17 protein-coding genes, 2 tRNA genes and 1 pseudogene are annotated in these 22,403 nt (G+C 55.0%); 11 read left to right on the forward strand and 9 right to left on the reverse strand.

The features are described 5' to 3' along the window. Nucleotides 1-96 precede the first annotated feature (96 nt). Nucleotides 97-1,518 (forward strand): aminotransferase-like domain-containing protein, encoded by a 1,422-nt coding sequence (locus J9880_RS15950; RefSeq protein ID WP_232769588.1) that lies wholly within the window; start codon nt 97-99, stop codon nt 1,516-1,518. 10 nt (nt 1,519-1,528) lie between these two features. Here J9880_RS15950 and J9880_RS15955 read toward each other — a convergent pair whose 3' ends face one another. The 6 genes from J9880_RS15955 to J9880_RS15980 form a co-directional block, all read right to left on the reverse strand. Then, the gene (locus J9880_RS15955) at nt 1,529-2,137 is read right to left on the reverse strand and encodes a KpsF/GutQ family sugar-phosphate isomerase (protein WP_095922419.1); all 609 of its coding nucleotides are present in this window, start codon (nt 2,135-2,137) and stop codon (nt 1,529-1,531) included. Then, entirely contained in the window at nt 2,134-3,774 is a 1,641-nt protein-coding gene (locus J9880_RS15960; RefSeq protein ID WP_095922418.1) for an FGGY-family carbohydrate kinase, read from the reverse strand. The genes J9880_RS15955 and J9880_RS15960 overlap by 4 nt, the downstream gene beginning before the upstream one ends. A 29-nt stretch (nt 3,775-3,803) precedes the next feature. Next, entirely contained in the window at nt 3,804-4,757 is a 954-nt protein-coding gene (locus J9880_RS15965; protein WP_095922417.1) for an ABC transporter permease, read from the reverse strand. A gap of 1 nt (nt 4,758) precedes the next feature. Continuing rightward, nucleotides 4,759-5,748, reverse strand: coding sequence for an ABC transporter permease (locus tag J9880_RS15970; protein ID WP_232769589.1), 990 nt, complete (start codon nt 5,746-5,748; stop codon nt 4,759-4,761). Beyond that, entirely contained in the window at nt 5,741-7,279 is a 1,539-nt protein-coding gene (locus J9880_RS15975; protein ID WP_119822290.1) for a sugar ABC transporter ATP-binding protein, read from the reverse strand. Before J9880_RS15975 ends, J9880_RS15970 begins: the two co-directional genes overlap by 8 nt. Before the next feature lie 269 nt (nt 7,280-7,548). Beyond that, entirely contained in the window at nt 7,549-8,535 is a 987-nt protein-coding gene (locus J9880_RS15980) for an autoinducer 2 ABC transporter substrate-binding protein (protein ID WP_095922414.1), read from the reverse strand. Between the two features lie 777 nt (nt 8,536-9,312). Here J9880_RS15980 and J9880_RS15985 point away from each other — a divergent pair. From J9880_RS15985 to astE, 5 genes are read left to right on the forward strand one after another with little or no spacing between them, the layout of a single operon-like run. After that, nucleotides 9,313-10,533, forward strand: coding sequence for an aspartate aminotransferase family protein (locus J9880_RS15985; RefSeq protein WP_119822291.1), 1,221 nt, complete (start codon nt 9,313-9,315; stop codon nt 10,531-10,533). 28 nt (nt 10,534-10,561) lie between these two features. Continuing rightward, nucleotides 10,562-11,635, forward strand: a complete 1,074-nt coding sequence (gene astA, locus J9880_RS15990; protein ID WP_232769590.1) for an arginine N-succinyltransferase — start codon at nt 10,562-10,564, stop codon at nt 11,633-11,635. Then, a complete protein-coding gene (astD, locus tag J9880_RS15995) occupies nt 11,632-13,110 on the forward strand; it encodes a succinylglutamate-semialdehyde dehydrogenase (RefSeq protein ID WP_232769591.1) in 1,479 nt (492 codons plus the stop codon). The genes astA and astD overlap by 4 nt, the downstream gene beginning before the upstream one ends. A gap of 10 nt (nt 13,111-13,120) precedes the next feature. Then, a complete protein-coding gene (gene astB, locus J9880_RS16000; RefSeq protein ID WP_095922410.1) occupies nt 13,121-14,464 on the forward strand; it encodes an N-succinylarginine dihydrolase in 1,344 nt (447 codons plus the stop codon). A 20-nt stretch (nt 14,465-14,484) separates the two neighbouring features. Continuing rightward, a complete protein-coding gene (gene astE / locus J9880_RS16005; RefSeq protein ID WP_232769592.1) occupies nt 14,485-15,465 on the forward strand; it encodes a succinylglutamate desuccinylase in 981 nt (326 codons plus the stop codon). 243 nt (nt 15,466-15,708) lie between these two features. Here astE and J9880_RS16010 read toward each other — a convergent pair. Further along, nucleotides 15,709-15,798, reverse strand: a tRNA-Ser gene (locus J9880_RS16010). A gap of 377 nt (nt 15,799-16,175) precedes the next feature. Here J9880_RS16010 and J9880_RS16015 point away from each other — a divergent pair. Then, entirely contained in the window at nt 16,176-17,306 is a 1,131-nt protein-coding gene (locus J9880_RS16015; protein WP_232769593.1) for a GolD/DthD family dehydrogenase, read from the forward strand. Nucleotides 17,307-17,377: 71 nt separating this feature from the next. On the opposite strand, the gene J9880_RS16020 is transcribed toward J9880_RS16015, so the two are convergent. Next, a tRNA-Ser gene (locus J9880_RS16020) sits at nt 17,378-17,467 on the reverse strand. Nucleotides 17,468-17,863: 396 nt separating this feature from the next. Here J9880_RS16020 and J9880_RS16025 point away from each other — a divergent pair. The 4 genes and pseudogenes from J9880_RS16025 to J9880_RS16040 all read left to right on the forward strand — a co-directional run. After that, nucleotides 17,864-19,342: a peptide MFS transporter gene (locus J9880_RS16025; protein ID WP_119822296.1), complete on the forward strand. Its 1,479-nt coding sequence runs from the start codon at nt 17,864-17,866 to the stop codon at nt 19,340-19,342. Nucleotides 19,343-19,467: 125 nt separating this feature from the next. Then, the gene (gene ghrA / locus J9880_RS16030; protein ID WP_095922405.1) at nt 19,468-20,409 is read left to right on the forward strand and encodes a glyoxylate/hydroxypyruvate reductase GhrA; all 942 of its coding nucleotides are present in this window, start codon (nt 19,468-19,470) and stop codon (nt 20,407-20,409) included. A 68-nt stretch (nt 20,410-20,477) separates the two neighbouring features. Then, on the forward strand, nt 20,478-21,218 hold the full coding sequence (locus J9880_RS16035) for a phosphatase (protein WP_095922404.1): 741 nt from the start codon (nt 20,478-20,480) through the stop codon (nt 21,216-21,218). A 60-nt stretch (nt 21,219-21,278) separates the two neighbouring features. After that, nucleotides 21,279-21,392: pseudogene (locus J9880_RS16040) on the forward strand (molecular chaperone); the annotation flags it as partial. Between the two features lie 122 nt (nt 21,393-21,514). Here J9880_RS16040 and J9880_RS16045 read toward each other — a convergent pair. After that, nucleotides 21,515-22,402, reverse strand: a complete 888-nt coding sequence (locus J9880_RS16045; RefSeq protein ID WP_232769594.1) for a Kiwa anti-phage protein KwaB-like domain-containing protein — start codon at nt 22,400-22,402, stop codon at nt 21,515-21,517. Nucleotide 22,403: the final 1 nt, after the last annotated feature.

Here is a 22,403-nt window from a genome sequence, read left to right on the forward strand (position 1 = left end):
GAATGTTGTGCCGCGGTTTACTTCAGGTAAAAGCGCCACAATCAGGCATAATAGTTATCATTTGATTAACAACATCTATAACAGTGCTGATGACTTATGGCTGAATCCCGTTACGAAACGCTGGCGCGCACATTGCGCAGACAAATTGAGACCCAGGTCTGGCTGCCGGGCGACCGTCTTCCTTCATTACGCGATACCTGCAAACAATCCGGCCTGAGTCTGATGACGGTATTGCAGGCGTATCAGTTGCTGGAAAGTCAGGGCGTCATTGTCGCCCGTCCGCAGTCCGGCTATTACGTGGCGGCGGGAGCGCAGCGTCCGGTGCGGGCTGCGGCAGATGAACGGCTGCATGCGGCGGAACAGGTGGACGTGAATGACGCCATTTTCGATATTCTGAAAGCCGGGCAGGATCCTTTTGTCGTGCCGCTCGGTTCAGCCTTTCCTGATCCGACACTTTTCCCTCAGCCCCGTCTGGCGCGTTCTCTTGCCAGCGCCGTCCGCCGCATGTCGCCGCACAGTGCGATTGCCAATCTGCCGCCCGGCAACGAAGAACTGCGCCGCAGCATTGCCCGGCGCTATGCGCAGAACGGCATTGAAGTGGCCCCGGATGAAATCGTCATTACCTCGGGTGCGATGGAATCCCTTGGTCTGAGTTTGCAGGCGGTAACCGAACCGGGCGACTGGGTTGCCATTGAGTCACCGGCATTTTATGGCGTATTGCAGGCCATTGAGCGGCGCAAATTGAAAGCCGTCGCCATTCCCACCGACGTGCGATACGGCATGGATCCGGATGCACTGCAACAGGCGCTGGAAACCTATCCGGTCAAAGCCTGCTGGCTGATGTCGAGTTTTCAAAATCCGCTGGGATGCAGTTTGCCGCCGGAGAACAAGGCAAGGCTGGTTGAGTTGTTGCACAAGCATCAGGTGGCGCTGATCGAGGACGACGTTTACAACGAACTGCATTTTGGCAGCGAGCGGACAGTACCGCTGAAAGCGTCGTCTTACCGCAGCGAAATTCTGCATTGCTCCTCTTTTTCAAAATCTCTCGCACCGGGTTTTCGTGTGGGCTGGGTGGCGGCGGGAGCGTATGCCGAACGTATTCAGCGCCTGCAACTGATGAGCACCTTGTCAGCCAGCGTGCCGGTGCAACTGGCGCTGGCCGATTATTTGCACAAGGGCGGTTACGATACGCACCTGCGGCGTTTACGGCGCATGCTGGAACAACGGCAGCTGGCGATGCGTCACGCGATCCTGGCGGAGTTTCCGGTGCAGGTGTCGGTGACGCAACCGGCGGGGGGCTATTTTCTGTGGCTGGATCTGGGCGATAACGTGGATGCGGCGCGGGTTTATCAGCGCGCGCTGGCCAAAGGCGTCAGCGTCGCGCCGGGCACCATGTTCTCCGCCGATGAGCGTTTCAGTCACTGCATCCGCATCAATACGTCGTTCGAATGGGGACCGCACACCGCGCGCGCCATCTCGGTACTGGCGGCGCTGGTGGCGGAAGAGATTAACGGGTAAAAGTCACGTTTCAGACATCCTGCTCGCGCAACGTTTTGCCGACGTTGCCGCCCGGATGCACTTTCAGCAGGCGCTGCTGATCGAAGCCGTTGCGCAGCATAATGTTGCCGCACAGTGCATCGAACACCGCCAGCACCAGCACGATGGAGGTGGTGGCCAGCATATTCAGCGGGTCGATTTCCCGCCGGATATGCGTTTTCAGCACCAGCGTGGCGGCGCGGGCAATCGCCGAATCCAGATTCTCCGTGACACTGATGATCGCCACCCCTTTGGCTTTCAGCGTCGGTAACAGGCGCGTCAGCTCTTCGGAGTTGCCGCCGCGGGAAATCAAAATCATCAGATCGTTGCTGCGCATAAAACCCAAATCGCCGTGCGCGGCATCGGTGGCGCTGAGATACACCGCAGGCTGTTCAACGCACGCCAGCATATGCGCGATTTTCCGCGCCGCAATCCCCGACGTGCCCACGCCGGTGACCGCAATTTTGCCCTTACAGCCGGTCACCAGCGTCAGCAGTTGCTGCCAGATATCGGCATCAAGATGGTGCTGCAATGCCAGCAATTCCTGACTGTAGGTTTGCCAGCCCTGACACGCGAGGGCAAATTCTTCCTCTGCATTCATTCGGTTTCCCCCTGCATCAGGCGGCGGTATTTCATGCTGTCGTTGTACATCTCATGGAATACGCGGTATTTGCGATCGTAATACTCTTTGATTTTGTTGGTCTGCGGCGTGACGGTTTTGCCGATACGGCTCATCGCCGCCATGGCTTCCGGCAATGAGTCATACGCGCCCGCCGCGACGGTGCCCATCATGGCGCTGCCGAGTAACATCGCTTCGCTTTCTTCCGGCAATAACATCGCGCAGCCGGTCGCGTTGGAATGCTCCTGCACAAACACCGGGTTCTTGGTGCCGCCGCCGCTGGCCATCATGGTATCGATGCGGTAACCGCTCTGGTTCATGGTCTCGATAATGTGACGGGTGCCGAGCGCCAGCGCCTGAATGGTCGCCAGATAATGCAGCGCCATGTCTTCCGGCGTGCGTGACAGTTTCAGCCCGGTCAGCGTACCGGTCAGCGTCGGATTGGCGCGCGGTGAACGGTTGCCGTGGAAGTAGGGCAGCATATGAATGTCTTTGGTCAGGAAGGCGATATTCTCCGGTTCGCCGGCCATTTTGCGCAGGATGCCGTTCAGCACTTCATAAATCGTTTTGCCGCTGTCTTTGCCCTGTTTCAGCAAATCCTGATAACACGGGTGCGACTGGATCACGTGGTCAATCAGTGCGCCTGTCGTGGATTGCCCGCCTTCGTTCAGCCAGTAATCCGGCAGGATCGCCGAATAATACGGCCCCCAGATGCCGCCGATATAACGCGCGCTGCGCGACATCGCCATGTGCGCCGTGGAGGTGCCGCCAATCAGCGCGATGCGGTTGTCGAAATCGGCGGATTCACCGGAAGCGCCGCTGGCCCCGAGAATGCCGAGGCTGCCTGCGTGGGCGTCAATAATCGACACGCTGACCGCCGTGCCCGCCATCAGCCCCATTTCCGCCGCGGCGCGCTGAGTCAGGCCGTGGCCGAGCGGTTCGCCCATGGTTTTCACTTCGCTGCCGATTTTCGCCGCGTTGTTTTCCAGCAAATCTTCCAGCCCGATCTGGCGGAAATAGCTCGGGTCCCAGCGGTCTTCGTGACCGATGTAGGTCCATTTGCAGACGGTGGAACAGAGTGACCGGGTGGTGTCCTGCGTGGCGCGCCAGGTCAGGAAGTCCGGCAGGTCAAACAGATGCCCGACGTTGTTCCAGGTGGTCGGCATATGCTGTTTCAGCCACAGCAATTTTGGCGTCTGCATTTCCGGCGAAATAATCCCGCCGACAAACTCCAGCACGCGGTGACCGGTGGCGTTGATGCGCTCAGCCTGCGTGATGGCGCGGTGATCCATCCACACAATGATGTTCTGCTCGCTGCGTCCGGACGGGCTGACAGTCAGCGGTTTGCCTTCTTTATCCAGCACCACCAGCGAACAGGTGGCATCAAAGCCGATGCCTTTGACCTGAATCGGGTTGATGTCAGCCTGATTGACCGCGTCTTTTACCGCGTTACAGACCGACTGCCAGATCTCATCGGAAGATTGCTCAACGAAATCGGCTTTCGGGCGGTACAGCGTGATCTCACGGCTGGCCTGACCGACCATGCGGCCGGTCATGTCGAATACGCCCGCACGGGCGCTGCCGGTTCCTACGTCAACTCCAACAAAATAACTCGCCATGTTCTTTCCCTTCGGTAAAAAGCTTTCGCTTAAGATTTTCTGTTTTGCAGAGCGATAAACAGGATCAGGACGCCGCCCCACAGGGCCATTGTCAGGTAGCTGCTGACGCCCATCAGGTTCAGGCCGCTTTCCAGCATTTGCAGCACGATCAGCGCCAGTACCAGCCCGATGACCCGGCCAAATCCGCCGTCGGGGTTAATCCCGCCGAGTACGGAGGCCAGAATGGTCACCAGCAAATACGAATCGCCATAGCCTGCTTTTGCCGAGTTAAATTTGGACATCATCAGCAGTGCCGCGCCCCAGCCGAGCAGGGCGGAAAGCACGTACACCGCAATGGTCACTTTGTGAGTGTTGACGCCGCTGAACCGTGTGGCCTGTTCGTTGGACCCCATCAGATACAGACTGCGGCCGAGGGTGGTGTGTTCGAGTAACACCCACAACAGCAGTGCCACCAGCAGGAACAACAACAGGGCGACGGGGATGCCCAGCAGGCTGCCGTTGCTGAGATACTGGATTGCCGCCGGAAAGCCGGAGATCACCGCGCCGTTGGTCAGCAGAATATTCAGTCCGGCAATCAGCGTCATGGTGCCGAGCGTTGCCAGAATCGGCGAGACACCGATATACGCAATCAGCGCGCCATTGAGCACGCCAATCGCCACCGCCACCGCCAGACCGGCGAGCATCGCCAGCACGAAATATTGCGGCTGACCCGGATGCGCCACCAGAATGGCGGCCATCGCCAGCGAACAGGCATTCGCACCGGCAATCACGGAAAGGTTGATGCCGCCGGTGAGCATGGTGATGCCCATCCCCAGCGCCAGCATGCCCAGCACCGGCAACTGCGAGGAGATCGACTGGAAATTGCCGACGCTGTAAAAACTGCCGCCCAGCGTGAACGAGAACAACACGGCCACGGCGACGATGATCAGCAACTGCAAACGGATGATGCGGTCGCCGGGGAAGAATCGGGTTAAGGTCGTCATGTCACATCCCCTTTGCCAGTTTGCGTTTTTCATTCCACGCGGTGCTGCTGATGCTGACCAGAATGATCACGCCGCTGAAAACCTGATGCCAGTAAGACGAAATACTCAGCAGGGTCAGGCCGTTTTGCAGGAAGGCCAGCAACATCACACCGAGAAGGGTGCCGGTCAGCGAGCCGCGCCCGCCGGTCATGCTGGTGCCGCCTAATACCACCGCCGCCAGTACTGTCAGTTCATAACCCAGCAAAGAGTTCGGGGCGACTGACTGGGTAATTTGCGCCTGTACCACGGCGGCAATGCCCGCCAGTAATCCCATAAATCCGTAGACGTAAAAATGCAGCCGCAAGATGTTCAGGCCGAGGCGCAATGCGGCGTCACGGTTGCTGCCCATGGCATAAATCTGACGCCCCACGCGGGTGCGGTTCATCAGTACGCCGGTGGCGATAATCACCCCCAGCAGGCTGAGCAGCGGCAGTGTCAGGCCATAGTCGTACCCGTCGGCGGCCGTAAAGGAGAACCAGTTAATGCCGTTCATAAACCAGTCGGGGAAACCGTACAGCCAGGTGCCGTTGGTCAGATACACCAGCAACCCGTAGAACAGGTTCAGCGTGGCGATGGTGATAATGATCGCCGGAACGCGCAGCCAGTACACCAGAAACCCGTTGACCAGCCCGAGCAGCAAGCCGGTGCCCATCGACAGGGCAAACGCCAGCGGAAAGCTGCCGCCATGATGAATGATGTAGCTCGCCATCACGTACTGGCCGATGGAAGTGACGGCCGGGAAGGAAATGTCGATGCCACCGGCAATCAGCACCACAAACAGTCCGCAGGCCAGAATGCCGAGAATGGCATAACTGGTGGCGACGTCAGTCAGGTTGCCGAGCGTCATAAATTCACGGGTACTGAGACTCAGGCCGATGACCAGCAGCAGTACCAGCAATCCCAGCCAGAATTCATGCCGGGAGAACAGTTTCGAGAGAGAAGTGTTAGCCATTGATCGCCTCCGCAATCTGCGCTTCGCTGCTCTGGTGCGGCGCGAATTCCGCCACCAGCTGGCCTTTGCGCATCACCAGCACGCGGTGACTGTTGTAATATGCTTCAGGAATTTCATCGCAAATCATCAGCACCGCCATGCCGGACTCCGCCAGATCGCGGGCGATGCGATAAATTCCTTCTTTGTTGGCGATATCCACGCCGACGGTCGGCGAATCGAGGATCAGGATATGCGGCTGCGTCGCCACCCATTTGGCGATGGCGATACGCTGCGCATTCCCGCCGGAAAGCGTCTTCACCGGTAAACCACTGTCCGAGACTTTGATGTTCAAATCGCGGATCAGGTCTTTTACCACTGACGCGGCCTTGCGGTGATCCATCAGCCCGGTGCCGGTATGCAGCTTGTCGAAAATCGACACCAGCGTGTTGTCGTAAATGGATTGCTCCATGATCAGCCCCTGCGTCAGCCGGTCTTCCGACACATAAGCGATACCGTGGCGGATAGCGTCGCGGTTGCTGTGAAATTTCACCGCCTTGCCGTTGACGCGGATTTCGCCGCTGTCCGGCTGGCTCATGCCGAACAGGCTCAGACAGAGTTCGGTGCGCCCCGAACCGAGCAGGCCGATAACCGAGGTGATTTCGCCCTGACGCAACGACAGCGAAATATCCTGATACTGGCCTTTGCGGCTCAGATGGCTGACTTCCAGCAGCGGCGTCACGTCGGCGGGCGCGCGGTGCGGCAGATGACTGTAGGTAAAACGCTGTCCGGTCATCAGGAACGCCAGCTCATTGCTGTCGAGTTCACTGGCCGGATAGGTGCCGACCAGTTTGCCGTCGCGCATCACACTGATCCGGTCGGCGACTTCCATCACTTCATCCAGACGGTGACTGACAAACACCACGCAGATACCGGCGGCTTTCAGCTCATTCACCACCCGCAGCAGGCCGTTGACCTCGGTGCGGGTCAGGGACGCCGTCGGTTCATCCATGATCACCAGACTGGCGTCAGCGGCGATGGCACGGCATATTGCCACTAACTGGCGGTCGGCGATCGACAGCTTTTCGACTTTACGATCCGGATCCAGAGAAACTCCGACCCGTTGCATCGCCGCCACAGCTTTTTTGCGCATTGCCTCGCGATGTACCCAAAAATCACCCCCCGGTAAATAACGGTGAATGGCAATATTTTCGGCCACCGATAAATTGGGGAATAAAGACAAGTCCTGATAAATCACCTGAATGCCGTAATAAGAAGAAAGTTGCGGCGTCAGGGTGTGAAAGAGTTTTCCGTCCAGCGTAATGGCCGCGCCTTTTTCCGGCTGATAAACCCCGGAAATGACTTTAATAATAGTGCTCTTTCCGCAGCCGTTCTGACCCGCAAGACAATGCACTTCGCCTTTATTCAGCGTCAGGCTGACATTATCCAGCGCTAATACGCCGGGGAATTTTTTACTGATTTTCTCGAGGCTGATAAAAGCCTCAGCAGGGGCGGGGGACGTGCGCGAACTGGACGACGGAGTGAGAGTGTTCATCACATTATCCTTACAACATACCCTTCATACTTCGCGCTGTGGATGCGTTGGCTGCACTCGCTCACCCGAATCACTTACTTATGTAAGCTGATCGGGATTCACTCATTTGCCGCCTTCCCACAACCCGAATTATTTAGGGTATAAGTTTTCAATGTCTGATTAGAAATTCAGATACGGCACAGCAAACATCGCCGTATCTGTTTCTATTTGCCTGGTGTGGCGCTGGAGATAAATTTATCTCCGGTAAATAAAAGAATTAAAAAACGAAATCAGAAGCCGAGTGATTTCGCATTCTCTGGTGTGACTTCCAGAATCTTATTAAAACGAATCACGTGTTTATCCATGTCCACATCAGCTTTGCCTAAACCTTCGATACTCAGGTCTTTGGTGACTTCTTTACCCTGCAACAGCTGGTCGGCGACGGTGACTAAAGCGTAACCGGCATCTTTCGGATCCCACAGCAGCACTTTCTTCACATCACCGCGCATCAGGTATGGCGCAGCCTGAGCAGGCATGGCGATACCCACAACGGCGATTTTGTTTTTCGCCCGTTTCTGCTGAACGGCCTGACCGGCACCGATCGGGCCGAGGGAGCCGAAACCGATAATCCCTTTCAGGTCTGGATAGGTTTTCATCAGATCCAGCGTGGTGGAGTAAGACTTATCGATGTTTTCTGCCACCGGCAGGCGTGAAGTGACTTCATGCATATCCGGGTATTTTTCTTTCTGATATTTAATCGCGGCATCTGCCCAGGCGTTATGCAACGGCACGGTCAGGGAACCGACATAAATAGCGTAACCGCCTTTGCCGCCCATATCTTTTGCCAGCTCATCCATATTCGCTTGCGCATATTTCTGGCTGTCGATGGTTTCGATATCCCACTGACCAATCTGCTGATCCGGCGATTCATGGGTTAATACCACGATGCCCTGATCGCGGGCTTTTTTCAGCACCGGCTCCAGCACTTTGGCATCGTTCGGCACCACGATAATGGCATCGACTTTTTTGGCGATGAGATCTTCAATCACTTTGACCTGCTGCGCCGGGTCCGGCGTTGACGCACCGACCTGATAGGCATTCACATCCAGTTTTTGCGCGGCTTCTTTTACGCCGACTTCCATGCGGGTGAACCAGGGAATGCCGGTGACTTTGGCGACGACGGCGATGTCGTAAGGCTTGGCGGCGAATGTCGGTGTCGTGAATAACATGCATGCTGAAACCACACATGCGTTAACTAATGCGAGGTTAAATTTCATGTCTGTACCTTTCTTATGATGTTCTGTTCTGGTGTAGGGGAACGGGCAGTGGTGATGTAATCCACATTCAGAGATTAACTGAAGGGGAAAGCGGTTTTCGCGCAGACGTGAATGGAATGTGATCAAAGTCCTTTATTGTTAATTTATGCATTCTTTAATGTTAAATCTAAGTTAATTAAAATCTAAAGTCAGTGGCCGGGAAGACAGTTGCGGCGCGTTACCGATAACAAATTAACTTTAATGGATCATATTATTAACAATAAATGAACATTGCGGGCGTGAAGGCGCCCTTTTTCAGAAAGCAAAGCGACCTGCTGCGTTTTATTTGCGCAGAGTGTGAGGGCAGTCACGCAGATCCGATGCGCGATAAAAGTGCGTGCGCAGCACCGCAAAGGTGCAGTCGTTCTTAAGGGTGCATGGCGGATACGCGCCGGATCACAGTCCTGCACAATAAATCCCGCCGAAATGAAAATAACTCCCTGCATACTCATTCTTTACCCCTCGTTGCTGTGAAAGGGGATTTTTTCTTTTATTCATTTTTTATGCAATTAAAGTGAATAACAGCCGGTTTTAAGTGGTTGTTTTTTCTGGATGTGACTTTTTTTATTCACTTTTTTCCTTTGCTGGCATGAAGACTGCACTCTATGATGTGACTGAGTGAGATTATTTATTAACTTTTAAATAACAAACCAATAACCAAGTTTCCTGCCGGTATGGGGGGCAGGCTCCTGCACCCTGAATTCAGCCAGTCACTGGCCTTACATTGAAGAGGTTTATATGGAACACCAACAGCAACCGCAAAACGTCAGCCGCCAGAACTTCGATGACTGGATGGTGCCGGTGTATGCCCCGGCGGCGTTCATTCCCGTGCGTGGCGACGGATCCTGGCTGTGGGATCAGGCTGGCAAAGATTATGTCGATTTTGCGGGCGGCATCGCTGTCAATGCGCTCGGCCACGCGCATCCGGAAATTCGTAAAACCCTGCATGAGCAGGCGGATAAAGTCTGGCATCTGGGTAACGGCTACACCAACGAACCGGTGCTGCGTCTGGCGAAACAGCTGATTGATGCCACCTTTGCGGACAAAGTCTTTTTCTGTAACTCCGGCGCAGAAGCCAACGAAGCGGCGCTGAAACTGGCGCGTCTGGCTGGCAATAAAGCGGGCGGCGAAAAGAATGAAATCATCGCCTTCAAAAATGCCTTCCACGGACGCACCTTATTTACCGTCACCGCAGGCGGTCAGCCGAAATATTCTGAAGATTTTGCGCCGCTGCCTCCGGCCATCACCCATCTGCCGTTTAACGATCTGGCGGCGGTGGCCGGACAGATTTCCTCCCGCACCTGCGCAGTGATTGTCGAGCCAATTCAGGGCGAGGGCGGCGTGGTGCCTGCGGACAGTGAATTCCTGCAAGGTCTGCGCGAACTCTGCGACAAACATCAGGCCGTGCTGATTTTCGATGAAGTGCAGACCGGCGTTGGCCGCACCGGTGAGCTGTATGCCTATCAGCATTACGGCGTGGTGCCGGATATTCTGACCAGCGCCAAGGCGCTCGGCGGCGGTTTCCCGATCGGCGCAATGCTGACCACGGATCGCCTGGCGGCGTTATTCCAGCCGGGCACACACGGTACCACTTACGGCGGTAACCCGCTGGCGACGGCGGTGGCGGGCAAAGTGTTTGAACTGATCAATACGCCGGATGTGCTGTCGGGTGTCAGTAAACGCCACGAATGGTTTATCGCCGGGCTTAAGCGTATCAACGACCGCTATCAGGTGTTCAGCGAAGTCCGTGGTCAGGGGCTGCTGCTCGGGGCGGTGATGAGTGAACGTTATAAAGATCAGGCCAAACAACTGAACACGCTGGCGGCAGAAGAAGGGTTAATTGCGCTGATTGCCGGACCCAACGTGCTGCGTTTTGCGCCATCACTGATTATTCCCGGTGCGGATGTGGAAGAAGGGCTGAACCGCCTGGAACGTGCCGTGGCGCGCCTGTGCGTATGATTCATTGGGTTAAATGAGGTAGAGCATCATGATGTTGATTCGACCTGTGCGGCCCGGCGATCTCGCCGATATCCTGCAGTTGTCAGGCAAAACCGGCATCGGTTTAACGTCTTTGCCCAAGGATGAAGCGCATTTACGCGGGCGTATTGAACGCTCTGTGGCGACCTGGGAAGGTCGTCTGGATAAAGGCGAGCAGGGTTATCTGTTCGTGCTCGAAGACACGGAACAGCAGAAAGTGGTGGGTGTCAGCGCCATTGAAGTCGCCGTCGGGCTGAGCGAACCCTGGTACAACTTCCGCCTCGGTACGCTGGTTCATGCCTCTAAAAGCCTGAATATCTATAAGCCGGTGCCGACCCTGTTTCTCAGTAACGATCACACCGGTTACACCGAACTTTGCACGCTGTTTCTCGATCCGGATTGCCGCCACGGCAAAAACGGCCAGCTGCTGTCGAAAGTCCGCTTCCTGTTTCTGGCGGCGTTCCGCGAGTATTTTTCGCGCAAGGTGATTGCCGAGATGCGCGGCATGTCAGACGACAGCGGCCATTCACCGTTCTGGGACAGCGTCGGGCGGCATTTTTTCGGTATGGAATTCGCCGAAGCCGACCGCCTGACCGGCATGGGACAGAAATCCTTTATCGCCGAACTGATGCCCAAACACCCTTTATATACCGAACTGCTGAGTCATGAAGCGCGCGAAGTGATCGGCGAAGTCCATCCGCAAACCGCCCCGGCGCGGGCCGTGCTTGAAGGGGAAGGGCTGCGCTACGAAGGTTATGTGGATATTTTCGATGCCGGCCCGACGCTCGAAGGAGAAATCGACCAGTTGCGTGCGGTAAAAGAGAGCCGCCTGCTGCCGGTGCGTCTGGCAGAACACCGCAGAGACCGCGACGAGCCGCTGTATCTGGTCGCAAACGAGCAATATCAGAACTTCCGTGCCCTGCTGATACCCGGCGGCGAAACGCCGGAAAATCTCACCCTTAACGCCGAAGAAGCTGAATTGCTCGGCGTGGGCGAGGGCGATGCTTTACGCGCCGTGGCACTTTTTCCCGGCAGCACGATCACGCCTGCCACCCAAATTCTCAAAAAGGAAAGTCTCGCATGATGCAACCTGCACTTTTTATTCAGGGCCAGTGGCGCAGCGGACAAGGCGCGCAGCTGAACAAAACCAATCCGGCGGATAACACCTTGTTATGGTCGGCGCTGAGCGCCAGTGCGGAGGATGTCGATGCCGCCTGTACCGGCGCACGCACGGCATTTCCGGCATGGGCGCGTAAAACCGTGGCCGAACGCGCAGAGGTGATTCAGCGTTTCGCGGATCTGCTGACGGAACACAAAACCCGGCTGGCGGAAATCATCAGTCAGGAAACCAGCAAACCGCGCTGGGAAACGCTGACCGAAATTCAGGCGATGATCGGCAAGGTGGCGATTTCACTTGAGGCAAATCAGCAACGTACCGGTGAGAAACACACGGCAATGCCGGACGGTGAAGCCGTACTGCGCCACCGGCCACACGGCGTGCTGGCAGTATTCGGCCCGTATAACTTCCCTGGTCATCTGCCGAACGGCCATATTGTTCCGGCCCTGCTGGCGGGGAATACGCTGGTGTTCAAACCGAGCGAGCTGACGCCGAAAACCGCCGAAGAAACGGTGAAATTATGGCAACAGGCCGGGTTGCCGGACGGCGTACTGAATCTGGTTCAGGGCGGACGCAGCACCGGCGAGGCACTGGCGGCCTGCGCCAATATCGACGGCCTGCTGTTTACCGGCAGCGCGGGCACCGGCTATCAGTTGCATCGTCAGCTGGCGGGGCAGCCGGAAAAAATTCTGGCGCTGGAAATGGGCGGCAACAATGCGCTGATCGTCGAGCCGGTGAAAGATATTGATGCGGCAGTCAATCTGACCCTTCAGTCGGCGTTCATTTCTGCCGGTCAGCGTTGTACCTGCGCACGCCGTTTGCTGGTGAAAGCGGGCGCGGCAGGCGATGCGTTTATCGCCCGTCTGCTGGATGTGACCATGCGACTGCGCATTGGTGGCTGGAACGACGAGCCACAGCCGTTTATGGGCGGTGTGATTTCTGATGCGGCGGCACGCAACATGCTGAAAGCGCAGGATGAGTTGCTGGCGCTGGGCGGCAAGCCGTTGCTGTTGCTGACCCGTCCGGATCCGCTCAATACCGTGCTGACGCCGGGCATTATCGATCTGACCGGCGTGGCGGGCATTCCTGATGAAGAATACTTCGGTCCGTTGCTGAGCATTTACCGTTACAGCGATTTTGATGAGGCCATCGCGCTGGCCAATCAGACACGCTTCGGGCTGGCGACCGGGCTGATCTCCGCTGAGCGGGATCAGTTTGAGCAGCTATTATTGGAAGCAAGGGCAGGCATTGTTAACTGGAACAAACCGCTGACCGGCGCGTCAAGCAATGCGCCTTTCGGTGGCATCGGCGCTTCAGGTAATCATCGCCCGAGTGCGTATTATGCGGCGGATTATTGCGCCTGGCCGATGGCCTCGCTGGAAACAGACAAGCTGGAACTCCCTGCGACGTTGTCGCCTGGTATTGATTTAAGTGCAACCTGAGGAGACAGGCATGTCCGGATGTGAAGCAAATTTCGACGGATTAGTCGGGCCGACCCATCATTACGCGGGGCTGTCGTTCGGTAACGAAGCCTCGACAAAAAACCAGAACGCGGTGGCAAACCCGCGTCTGGCGGCAAAGCAGGGCCTACTGAAAATGAAAGCGCTGGCCGATCTTGGTTTTGCGCAGGGGATTTTGCCGCCGCACGAGCGCCCGCATCTGAGCACGTTACGCAAGATGGGCTTTGGCGGCAGCGACCGCGAAGTGTTGCTCAAGGCGCAGGCCTATTCGCCGCGTCTGCTGTCATCGCTGAGTTCGGCATCCTCCATGTGGGTCGCCAATGCTGCCACGGTTTCGCCGTCGGCAGACAGCGCGGACGGGCGCGTGCATTTCACCGTCGCCAACCTGAACAATAAATTTCACCGCGCCATTGAGGCGGAAACCACGTCCGCGATTTTGCGTGCCACGTTCCATGCTGATAAGTATTTTGCCCATCATGATGCGCTGCCGCAGGTGGCGGCGCTGGGCGATGAAGGGGCGGCTAATCACAACCGGTTATGCGGTGCCTACGATAAACCCGGCGTGCAGGTATTTGTTTACGGACGTGACGGGCTGGTCACCGGTGAAAACGAGCCGGTGCGTTATCCGGCGCGTCAGACACGTTTAGCCAGCGACGCCGTGGCGCGTCTGCATCAGCTTGATGAAAAGCGCACGGTGTTTATTCAGCAGAATCCGCAGGCCATCGACAGCGGTGTTTTTCACAACGACGTGATTTCGGTCAGCAACGGCAACGTGCTGTTCCACCATGAACAGGCGTTTGTGAATTCAGATAAAGCGCTGGCGGAAATCCGCAAAAAAATGGCGGCACTTGAGCTGGATTTCTTACCCATAGAAGTGCCGCAATCGAAAGTATCGCTCGACGATGCGGTGGCGACGTATCTGTTTAACAGCCAGTTGCTGAGTAAAACGGATGGCAAAATGATGCTGGTGGTGCCGGAAGAATCGCGGCAGCACAGCGGCGTCTGGGCGTATCTGTCGGCGCTGAAAGACAGCGGCGGACCGGTCGATCAGATTGAAGTGTTTGATCTGCGCGAAAGTATGCGTAACGGCGGCGGCCCGGCCTGTCTGCGTCTGCGGGTGGCGCTCAACCGCAACGAACTGAATGCAGTAAATGTCGCCTCGCTGATGAGTGACAGTCAGTTCGCACGGCTTAACACCTGGGTGGACACGCATTACCGTGACCGGATGCAGGCCAAAGATCTGGCGGATCCGCAACTGCTGACCGAAGTGCGCACGGCGTTAGATGAGCTGACCAATATTCTCGGGCTGGGTGCGATTTATCCCTTCCAGCGCTGAGGCATCACAGGAGTGAGTGTATGTTTGATTTACTGGCGACGACGCTTTCCGGCGACGCGGTGACAGAACCCGCCGGACAAACCGAAATGCTGGACTGGCAATGGCGCGGCGAAGGTATCCTCGAACTGTCACCGCGTCAGCCGTGTGAGGTGGCGGTGGTGATTTCCGCCGGTATCCACGGTAATGAAACCGCACCGATAGAATTGCTGAATCAGCTGGTCAGCGAATTACTTTCTGGCGAACGGCAACTGCGCGTCCGGCTGCTGGTATTGCTGGGTAATCCGCCATCGATGCGCCTGAACAAGCGTTTTGCCGATGCGGACATGAACCGCATGTTTGGCGGGCGTCATGCGCGTTATACGCCAAACGATGAAACCCGCCGGGCGCAGGAACTCGAGCAGGTGATGGCGCTGTTTTACCGCAGTGCGACGGCTGCGGGCACCACGCAGCGGTTCCATTACGATTTGCACACGGCGATCCGCGGATCGAAACATGTGCGTTTTGGTTTATTGCCGCTACAGTCGCGACCAAAAAGCGACGCGATGCTGGCGTGGCTCGGGGCCGCCGGGCTGGATGCGCTGGTGCATCACCGTTCGCCGGGTGGCACTTTTACGCATTTCAGCAGCGATGTTTTTCAGGCTGACAGTTGCACACTCGAACTGGGCAAGGCGCTGCCATTTGGCAGCAACGATCACACGCAGTTCACCGGTATCCGCCGCGCGCTGGAAACGCTGGTCAGCGGCGAACCGTTGCCCGTGCGTGAAGCCACTGCGCCGCTGATGCATTACCGCGTGGTGCAGGATGTGATCCGCTCAGAAGACGATTTCCGGCTCTTTATCCCGGCGGATGCACTGAATTTTACGGCGTTCACCCAGGGTTTTGTGATCGCGCAGGAAAGCGGCAAAACTTACCGGGTGGAAGCGGAGGAGGAAGTGGTGTTGTTCCCTAATCCAAATGTGGCCCTGGGATTAAGGGCAGGGCTGATGCTGGTGAAGATGTGATGAGTAAAAGCAATGTAGTTGCCATTAAAACCCCACCCCAATCCTCCCCTTCGCAGGGGAGGGAGCAGCTCGAGTGTTTACTCTTCCCCCTGCGAAGGGGGAGGCGGGGAGGGGGTATTAATGGCGGCACGAGAAGCTGAGGTGTGTGCAGGGAATGATGTTGCCTGCCAGCAAAATCGCCCCGGCATGAACCACACCAAAAGAAAAGGGCCCTGATTTTCATCAGGACCCTTTTCTTTAATATGGCGGTGAGGGAGGGGTTCGAACCCTCGATACGATTTCTCGTATACACACTTTCCAGGCGTGCTCCTTCAGCCACTCAGACACCTCACCGTGTTCGTTACAGCGCGAGCATTGCAACGGGGCGCTACTATAGGGAGACAGCCGAAAAGGGTCAAGCAGAATTTCGGCGTTTTGCATCAGACGCTCAGAGTCTGTGCAGCCCTGCCGGATTGATCTCCAATCTGTGAAACACCTCAATAGTCGTTGTTACTGAGTGCCATTCTCTCAGGCTGCTGGCAATGAGAGAAAGGTTTCACCCCCGCCTGTTTTTTATACTCAATCCGCGTTCCTTCCTCACAATAATTTTCAATCAGGATACAGCGGAAATGACTTCATCACCTGCCTTTGAAAACCCGTCTGAAATGTCGAAAGTCGTCTTTGGTATGCCCGTCAAACTTTTCTGGGGCTAGATCGCCATTGCTATTTTTATGACCGGCGATGGCGTCGAACTGGCTTTTTTATCGAAATACATCATTGATATCGGCTTTAACGTTTCGCAAAGCGCGATGGTATTCACCGTCTATGCCGTCACTGCTGCGATTGCCAGCTGGTTGTCCGGCGGCATCAGTGAGATTTATGGCCCGCGTAAAATTATGGCGCTGGGCGTTGTCTGGTGGGTCGTGTTCCATGTGCTGTTTATCCACTTCGGACTCGCTGCCAAAAATTATCCGTTAATTCTGGTGTTCTACGCGCTGCGCGGTTTTGCCTATCCGCTGTTCTTCTACGCGTTCTATGTGCTGGTTGTACAAAGAACACCTTCACACAGACTGGCGTCGGCGACCGGGTGGATCTGGTCGATGTTCACTATCGGTTACGGCATTATCGCTTCGTTTCTGCCGAGCATTGCTGTTGTGACTGGAGCATCGGCAGGGATCGGACTGGCGATCACCGAACTGATGATCCAGCTCGGCGCCACCGTCGTGATGGTGGATAAGGCTCCACAGGTTGTCGTGCAGGCCGGGAAACTCACCGGTGACGGGTTCGGGATCGCGGCTGATTTGTCGGACATCGACGCCATTCCCGCGCTGATTGAGCAGGTTATCGGCCGTTACGGGAGGATTGATATTCTGGTGAACAACGCCGGGATCGGCATTCTCGAAGCGGCCTCTCAGGTGAAAAAAGAGAACTGGGATGCCACATTGTTAGTGAATCTGACCACACCCTATTTTCTCTCGCAGGCTGCCGGAAAGTACATGATTGCTCAGCAATACGGGCGCATTGTGAATATCGCCTCGCAGGCGAGTGTGATTGCGCTGGAGAATCATGCGGCGTATTGCACCAGCAAGGCCGGTCTGGTCATTGCCTCAAAAGTGCTGGCAGCGGAGTGGGGGCAATTCGGCATTACGGTGAATACAATCTCACCGACGGTGGTGGAAACGGAACTAGGTAAACGTTACTGGCAGGGCGAAAGAGCGGTGTCCATGACAGCCAAAATTCCCGCAGGTCGATTTGCGATGCCGGATGAAATTGCCGGTGCGGTAGCCTATCTGGTCAGTGAAAAGGCCGGGATGATCACCGGCGAAAATCTTATCGTTGACGGTGGCTATACGATTATCTGAGGTCGGTTTTACGAATTGTGCAAACCAAAAAAAAAGGTCCTGATTTTCATCAGGACCTTTTTTCTTTAATGTGGTGGAGAGAGAGGGGTTCGAACCCTCGATACGATTGCTCATATACACACTTTCCAGGCGTGCTCCTTCAGCCACTCAGACACCTCTCCAGCTGTCAGCCACACCGCAGTGCTGCTGACCGGCGCTAATGTAGGGAAAACTGAGGTCAGCGTCAACCCTCTTTTGCAGGATCTTTACCGATTAGACAAACTTAGAGCAATCTGATGATTTACAGAGCAAAAAATGCGTGAAGGATGAGCAGCGGTTATGCGGTCACGTTGCGTGATTAATCTCGCTTATCATCGTGAATAAATAATTAGCATAACTGCATAAAAGCACAATTTACCGGCAAACGCTTTTTGTGACGGCGAAATAGCAAGATATGTTGTGGCGATCGCCGGTGGTAGCGGTATAACAATGCACTCTAAAAAAATGCTTCGTATAAGAACTGCACAAGTCACCATTTGAAGCAGAGTTTATCTATCAGATAAGGACAGGGGTCTTTCTTGAGTCAGTCAAATAACACTACATCGCAGCACCGGACGGCGATACCCGCCGGTGCGGGCACGTTATTCTTCGTTCAGACATTCGCGACGCTCGGCTTTGCGGTGCTGTATTCCACGCTGGTCCTGTACGCGACCAAAAAACTCGGCTTCAGCGAAGATAACGCCAACGCCATCATGGGCGTGTTCGGCGCGTTCAACTACGGGCTGCACATGTTCGGCGGCTACCTCGGCGGGCGTTATCTCAGTAACCGGAATCTGTTTGTGCTGGGCATGGTGTTGCAGGTCTTTGGCTGCGCACTGATTGCGCTGGAGGGCGTGACCGGGTTGTACTGGGGGCTGGCAATGTTCCTGACCGGCAGCGGGCTGAATGTCACCTGCCTGAATATGATGCTGACGCAGCGATTCGCGCCGGACGATGACCGCCGGGAATCCGCGTTTCTGTGGAATTACGCCGGGATGAACCTCGGCTTCTTTATCGGTTTTGCGGTGGCAGGGTATTTCCAGCTGAGCGAAAACTACCGTGCGCTGTTCCTGTTCGCCACGCTGGGGAATGTGGCGGCGATTGTCGTGACGATCTCCCGCTGGTCAATTCTGGCTGATATCAGTACGCCGCTGAAAGACGTCAGCCGCAGTCAGTGGTTGCGCAGACTGGCGGTCGGTATTGCCATTCTGATCGTGCTGGTGCCGGTGATCCGTATGTTGCTGACCCACGCAGAATTCAGCAGTTACTTTGTCGTCGCGCTGGGCATTGTGATTTTCGCCTTGATGACGCTGGTCACTTTCCGCCATCGTGATGCGGATGAACGCCGCCGGATGAAGGCGTATCTGCTGCTGGCGCTCGGTTCGCTGGTGTTTTGGACGTTGTATCAGCTGGCACCAATGGGGCTGATGTTGTTCTCTGAACATAATATCGATCTGAACGTTTACGGTATCCGCGTGGCACCGCAGTGGATCCAGAACATCAATACTGTTGTGATCGTCATTGGCGGCCCGCTGATGGCGCTGTGGTTCAATCGCCTGCGCCAGCGCGGCTGGAACATCGATATTCCGGCGCAGTTTTCGGCATCCCTGTTCTGTATGGGGCTGGGCATGCTGGTTCTGCCTTTCGGCATCCATTTGGCGGGCGGCGACGGTCTGGTGGCGTTCAAATGGATTGCCATCAGCTATCTGCTGCAAAGTATCGGTGAGTTACTGATTTCGCCGATCGGCTACGCCATGATTGGCAAACTGGCTCCGGCGCGTTATCAGGGCGTGATGATGGGCTGCTGGATGATGGTTACAGGCGTGGCCTCGGTACTGGCGAGTTACATTTCCGGGCTGATGCCACAAAACGCGGGCAGCACGCCGGTGCTGACCAATCCGGGCTACAGCCAGGTATTCAATGCACTGGGCTGGGGGGCGGTTGCGACGGGTGTTGTGCTGCTGGTGCTTATTCCGCTGCTGCGCCGGATGATCCGCCGCGAGCCTGCCACCGCCTGATGTTATCGCAGTATCACCATGTCACCTCACAAGCCCCGGATTCCGGGGCTTGTTCTTTTTTACTCCACAGGGTTGCATCCTGATGATATTCAGGGAAATCTGTCTGTTCACAGGAGGCTTCCCCGATGAACATTATTTTTTACCACCCTACAGCTGATGCAAAACCCTGGATTGACGGAATAACCCAACGATTGCCACAGGCCAACATGCGCGTGTGGAATGCCAGCGATGACCAGCCGGCGGATTATGCGCTGGTCTGGCGACCGCCGCATGCCATGCTGGCGGCGCGTACCATGCTGAAAGGCATTTTTGCGCTCGGGGCGGGGGTCGATGCGATCCTCACGCAGGAACAGCGTCAGCCGGGCACCTTGCCTGCCGGTGTGCCGCTGTTGCGCCTTGAGGATACCGGCATGGCGTTACAGATGCAGGAATACGCACTGGCCTGCGTGCTGCGTTATTTCCGCCGGATGGATGAATACCAGCTGTTCCAGCAACAGAAGCAGTGGCGTCCGCTGACACCGCACTCCCGCAGTGATTTTACTGTCGGTATTCTCGGTGCCGGCGTGCTCGGCAGTCGCGTGGCAGAGGCGCTGGTGGCGATGCAGTTTAACGTCCGCACCTGGAGCCGCAGTGCCAAGTCGCAGCAGGGCGTGCAGAGTTTCTTTGGTGATGATCAGCTGGCGGCGTTCGCCGGGGGCTGCAAAGTCCTGATCAATCTGTTACCCAATACCCCGCACACCGCCGGTATTCTCAATCATCAACTGTTCACACATCTCCCGCATAATGCCTATCTGATTAACCTTGGCCGTGGCGGACATCTGGTGGAAGGCGATTTGCTGCGCGCGCTCGACAGCGGGCAGATTGCGGCGGCCACGCTCGACGTTTTTGTCGAAGAGCCGTTGCCGGGCATGCACCCGTTCTGGTCGCATCCGCGTGTCAGCATCACGCCACACGTCGGTGCGGATACCTTGCCGGAGCAGGCGATGGACAGCATCGTCAGCAATATTCTGGCGATAGAAGCGGGGCGCGAGCCAGCCGGACGTGTCGATCCTGCGCGGGGTTACTGACTTTCATCTGCTAACATTATCAATGCTGCGGTTATTTCGCCGCAGCGGAATACTTTCGAGGAGAGCACATGCCGTACCCGGTTGATTTACATATGCATACTGTTGCCAGCACCCACGCCTACAGCACGTTACATGATTACATTGATGAAGCAGCGGAAAAGGGCATTAAGCTGTTTGCCATCACCGATCATGGCCCTGATATGGCCGATGCGCCGCACTACTGGCACTTTATGAATATGCGGGTCTGGCCGCGTCTGGTAAACGGGATCGGTATCCTGCGCGGTATTGAATCAAACATTAAAAACATTCATGGCGATATCGACTGTACCGGCCCGATGCTCAAAGAAATCGACGTCATTATTGCCGGTTTCCATGAGCCGGTCATGCAACCTGTCGATAAAGAGACCCATACTGCGGCGGTGATTGCGGCGATGGCTGGCGGTGAAGTGCATATTATTTCCCATCCGGGTAACCCGAAATACCCGATTGATATTCCGGCCGTGGCGGCCGCTGCCGCGAAATATAACGTCGCGCTGGAGCTGAATAATTCGTCGTTTATTCATTCACGCGTCGGCAGTGAGCCAAACTGCCGTGCTATTGCGCTGGCAGTCAAAGAAGCCGGTGGCTGGCTGGCGCTGGGATCGGATTCGCATATCGCGTATTCCCTCGGCGGCTTTGAACATTGCGAACGTATTTTGCGCGACATTGATTTCCCGCAAGACCGTATCCTTAACGTCAGCCCGCGTCGTTTCCTTGATTTTCTGGAAAAACGTGGCCGCGCGCCCATTGCTGAATTAAGCGAACTGTGACATTGTCGCGACCAAATTGCGGGTGATTAACCCTTTTCACTGTCTGATCTGGTGACTGTTATGAATGAATTTTCCATTGTCTGCCGTGTGCTGCGCACGCTGTTTTACCGCCAGCCGCAGGATCCGTTACTGGTTCCGTTGTTTGGTCTGATTCAGGACGGGTTGCTTAAGGAAACTTCTTAAGAGTGTGAAATATGATGTAGCCCGCCTTAGAGACATTCTTATCAATATTGATAAGAATGTCTCTAAGGCGGCGGGTATGACCTTAATACTCATATTGAAAACACATGATTTATTTAGCTATATTTTCTCTTCGAATTCGACTTATAAATGGTTTGTGAGATTTCTGACGTAAATATATCTTCATCGAGAAAATCCAATAGTGCTTTTATTTCTCTTTTTCCTTGTGGCATAACTATTTTTTCTACACCAGATTTAGTATTTGTAGTTAACGGGAAGTTGATTTTTGTTGCTGCTTGTTTAAGTTTTGAAATTGTTTGTGTATTCAATGTTCCGCTTTTATTAATAAGCGTAACTTTTGTCCTGATAACTGTGTCTGCAATAGCATCTAGTTTAAAGCCCGGAGGTATTTCAAAAACATTGTGCAACGCAAAGTCATTTACTTCTTTGTCCGTTGCTTCTACGAAGTAATTAGACATATCGAAAATACTTCTTAATTTGAAGAAGCTTTTAAATTGAATATCGTCACCATTAATTATAGCTACCAATTTATCATCGAGGTTAAATCCAACATTATCCGCTTTACTGAAAGTATTGGGCGAGCTTAATAAGTTCATGATAAAAGATTTTGATGTATCAAGTATTTGTTTTTTATTAAAGGTTTGTATTGCAATGAGATTATTATTTTTTGGGGAGGCAATACCTACGAACAACGCTTTTATATGTTTTGCATCTATCAGTTTTGGATCCCAAACTGGAATGGCTGTATTTCGGGTTACTGCATCAATAAGTGCCGCAGATTCTTTGAAGTTAGTAAGTTCAAAGCATTCACCGTAGTTCGGAGTATAACCAGCATAAAAACTAATTGCTGTGCTATGGTGTGATTCAAAGTGAAGTTTTTGTTCGCTAAAAATCTTATTTATAGTTGAACTGGCAGTGCTATCTAATTCGATGCGCAATATTTTAGTTGCGACATTAGCATCCATTAAAGCGAATAGGGCCATA

The organism is Rahnella victoriana, from assembly GCF_021276285.1.
In the GTDB taxonomy this organism is placed as follows: domain Bacteria; phylum Pseudomonadota; class Gammaproteobacteria; order Enterobacterales; family Enterobacteriaceae; genus Rahnella; species Rahnella victoriana.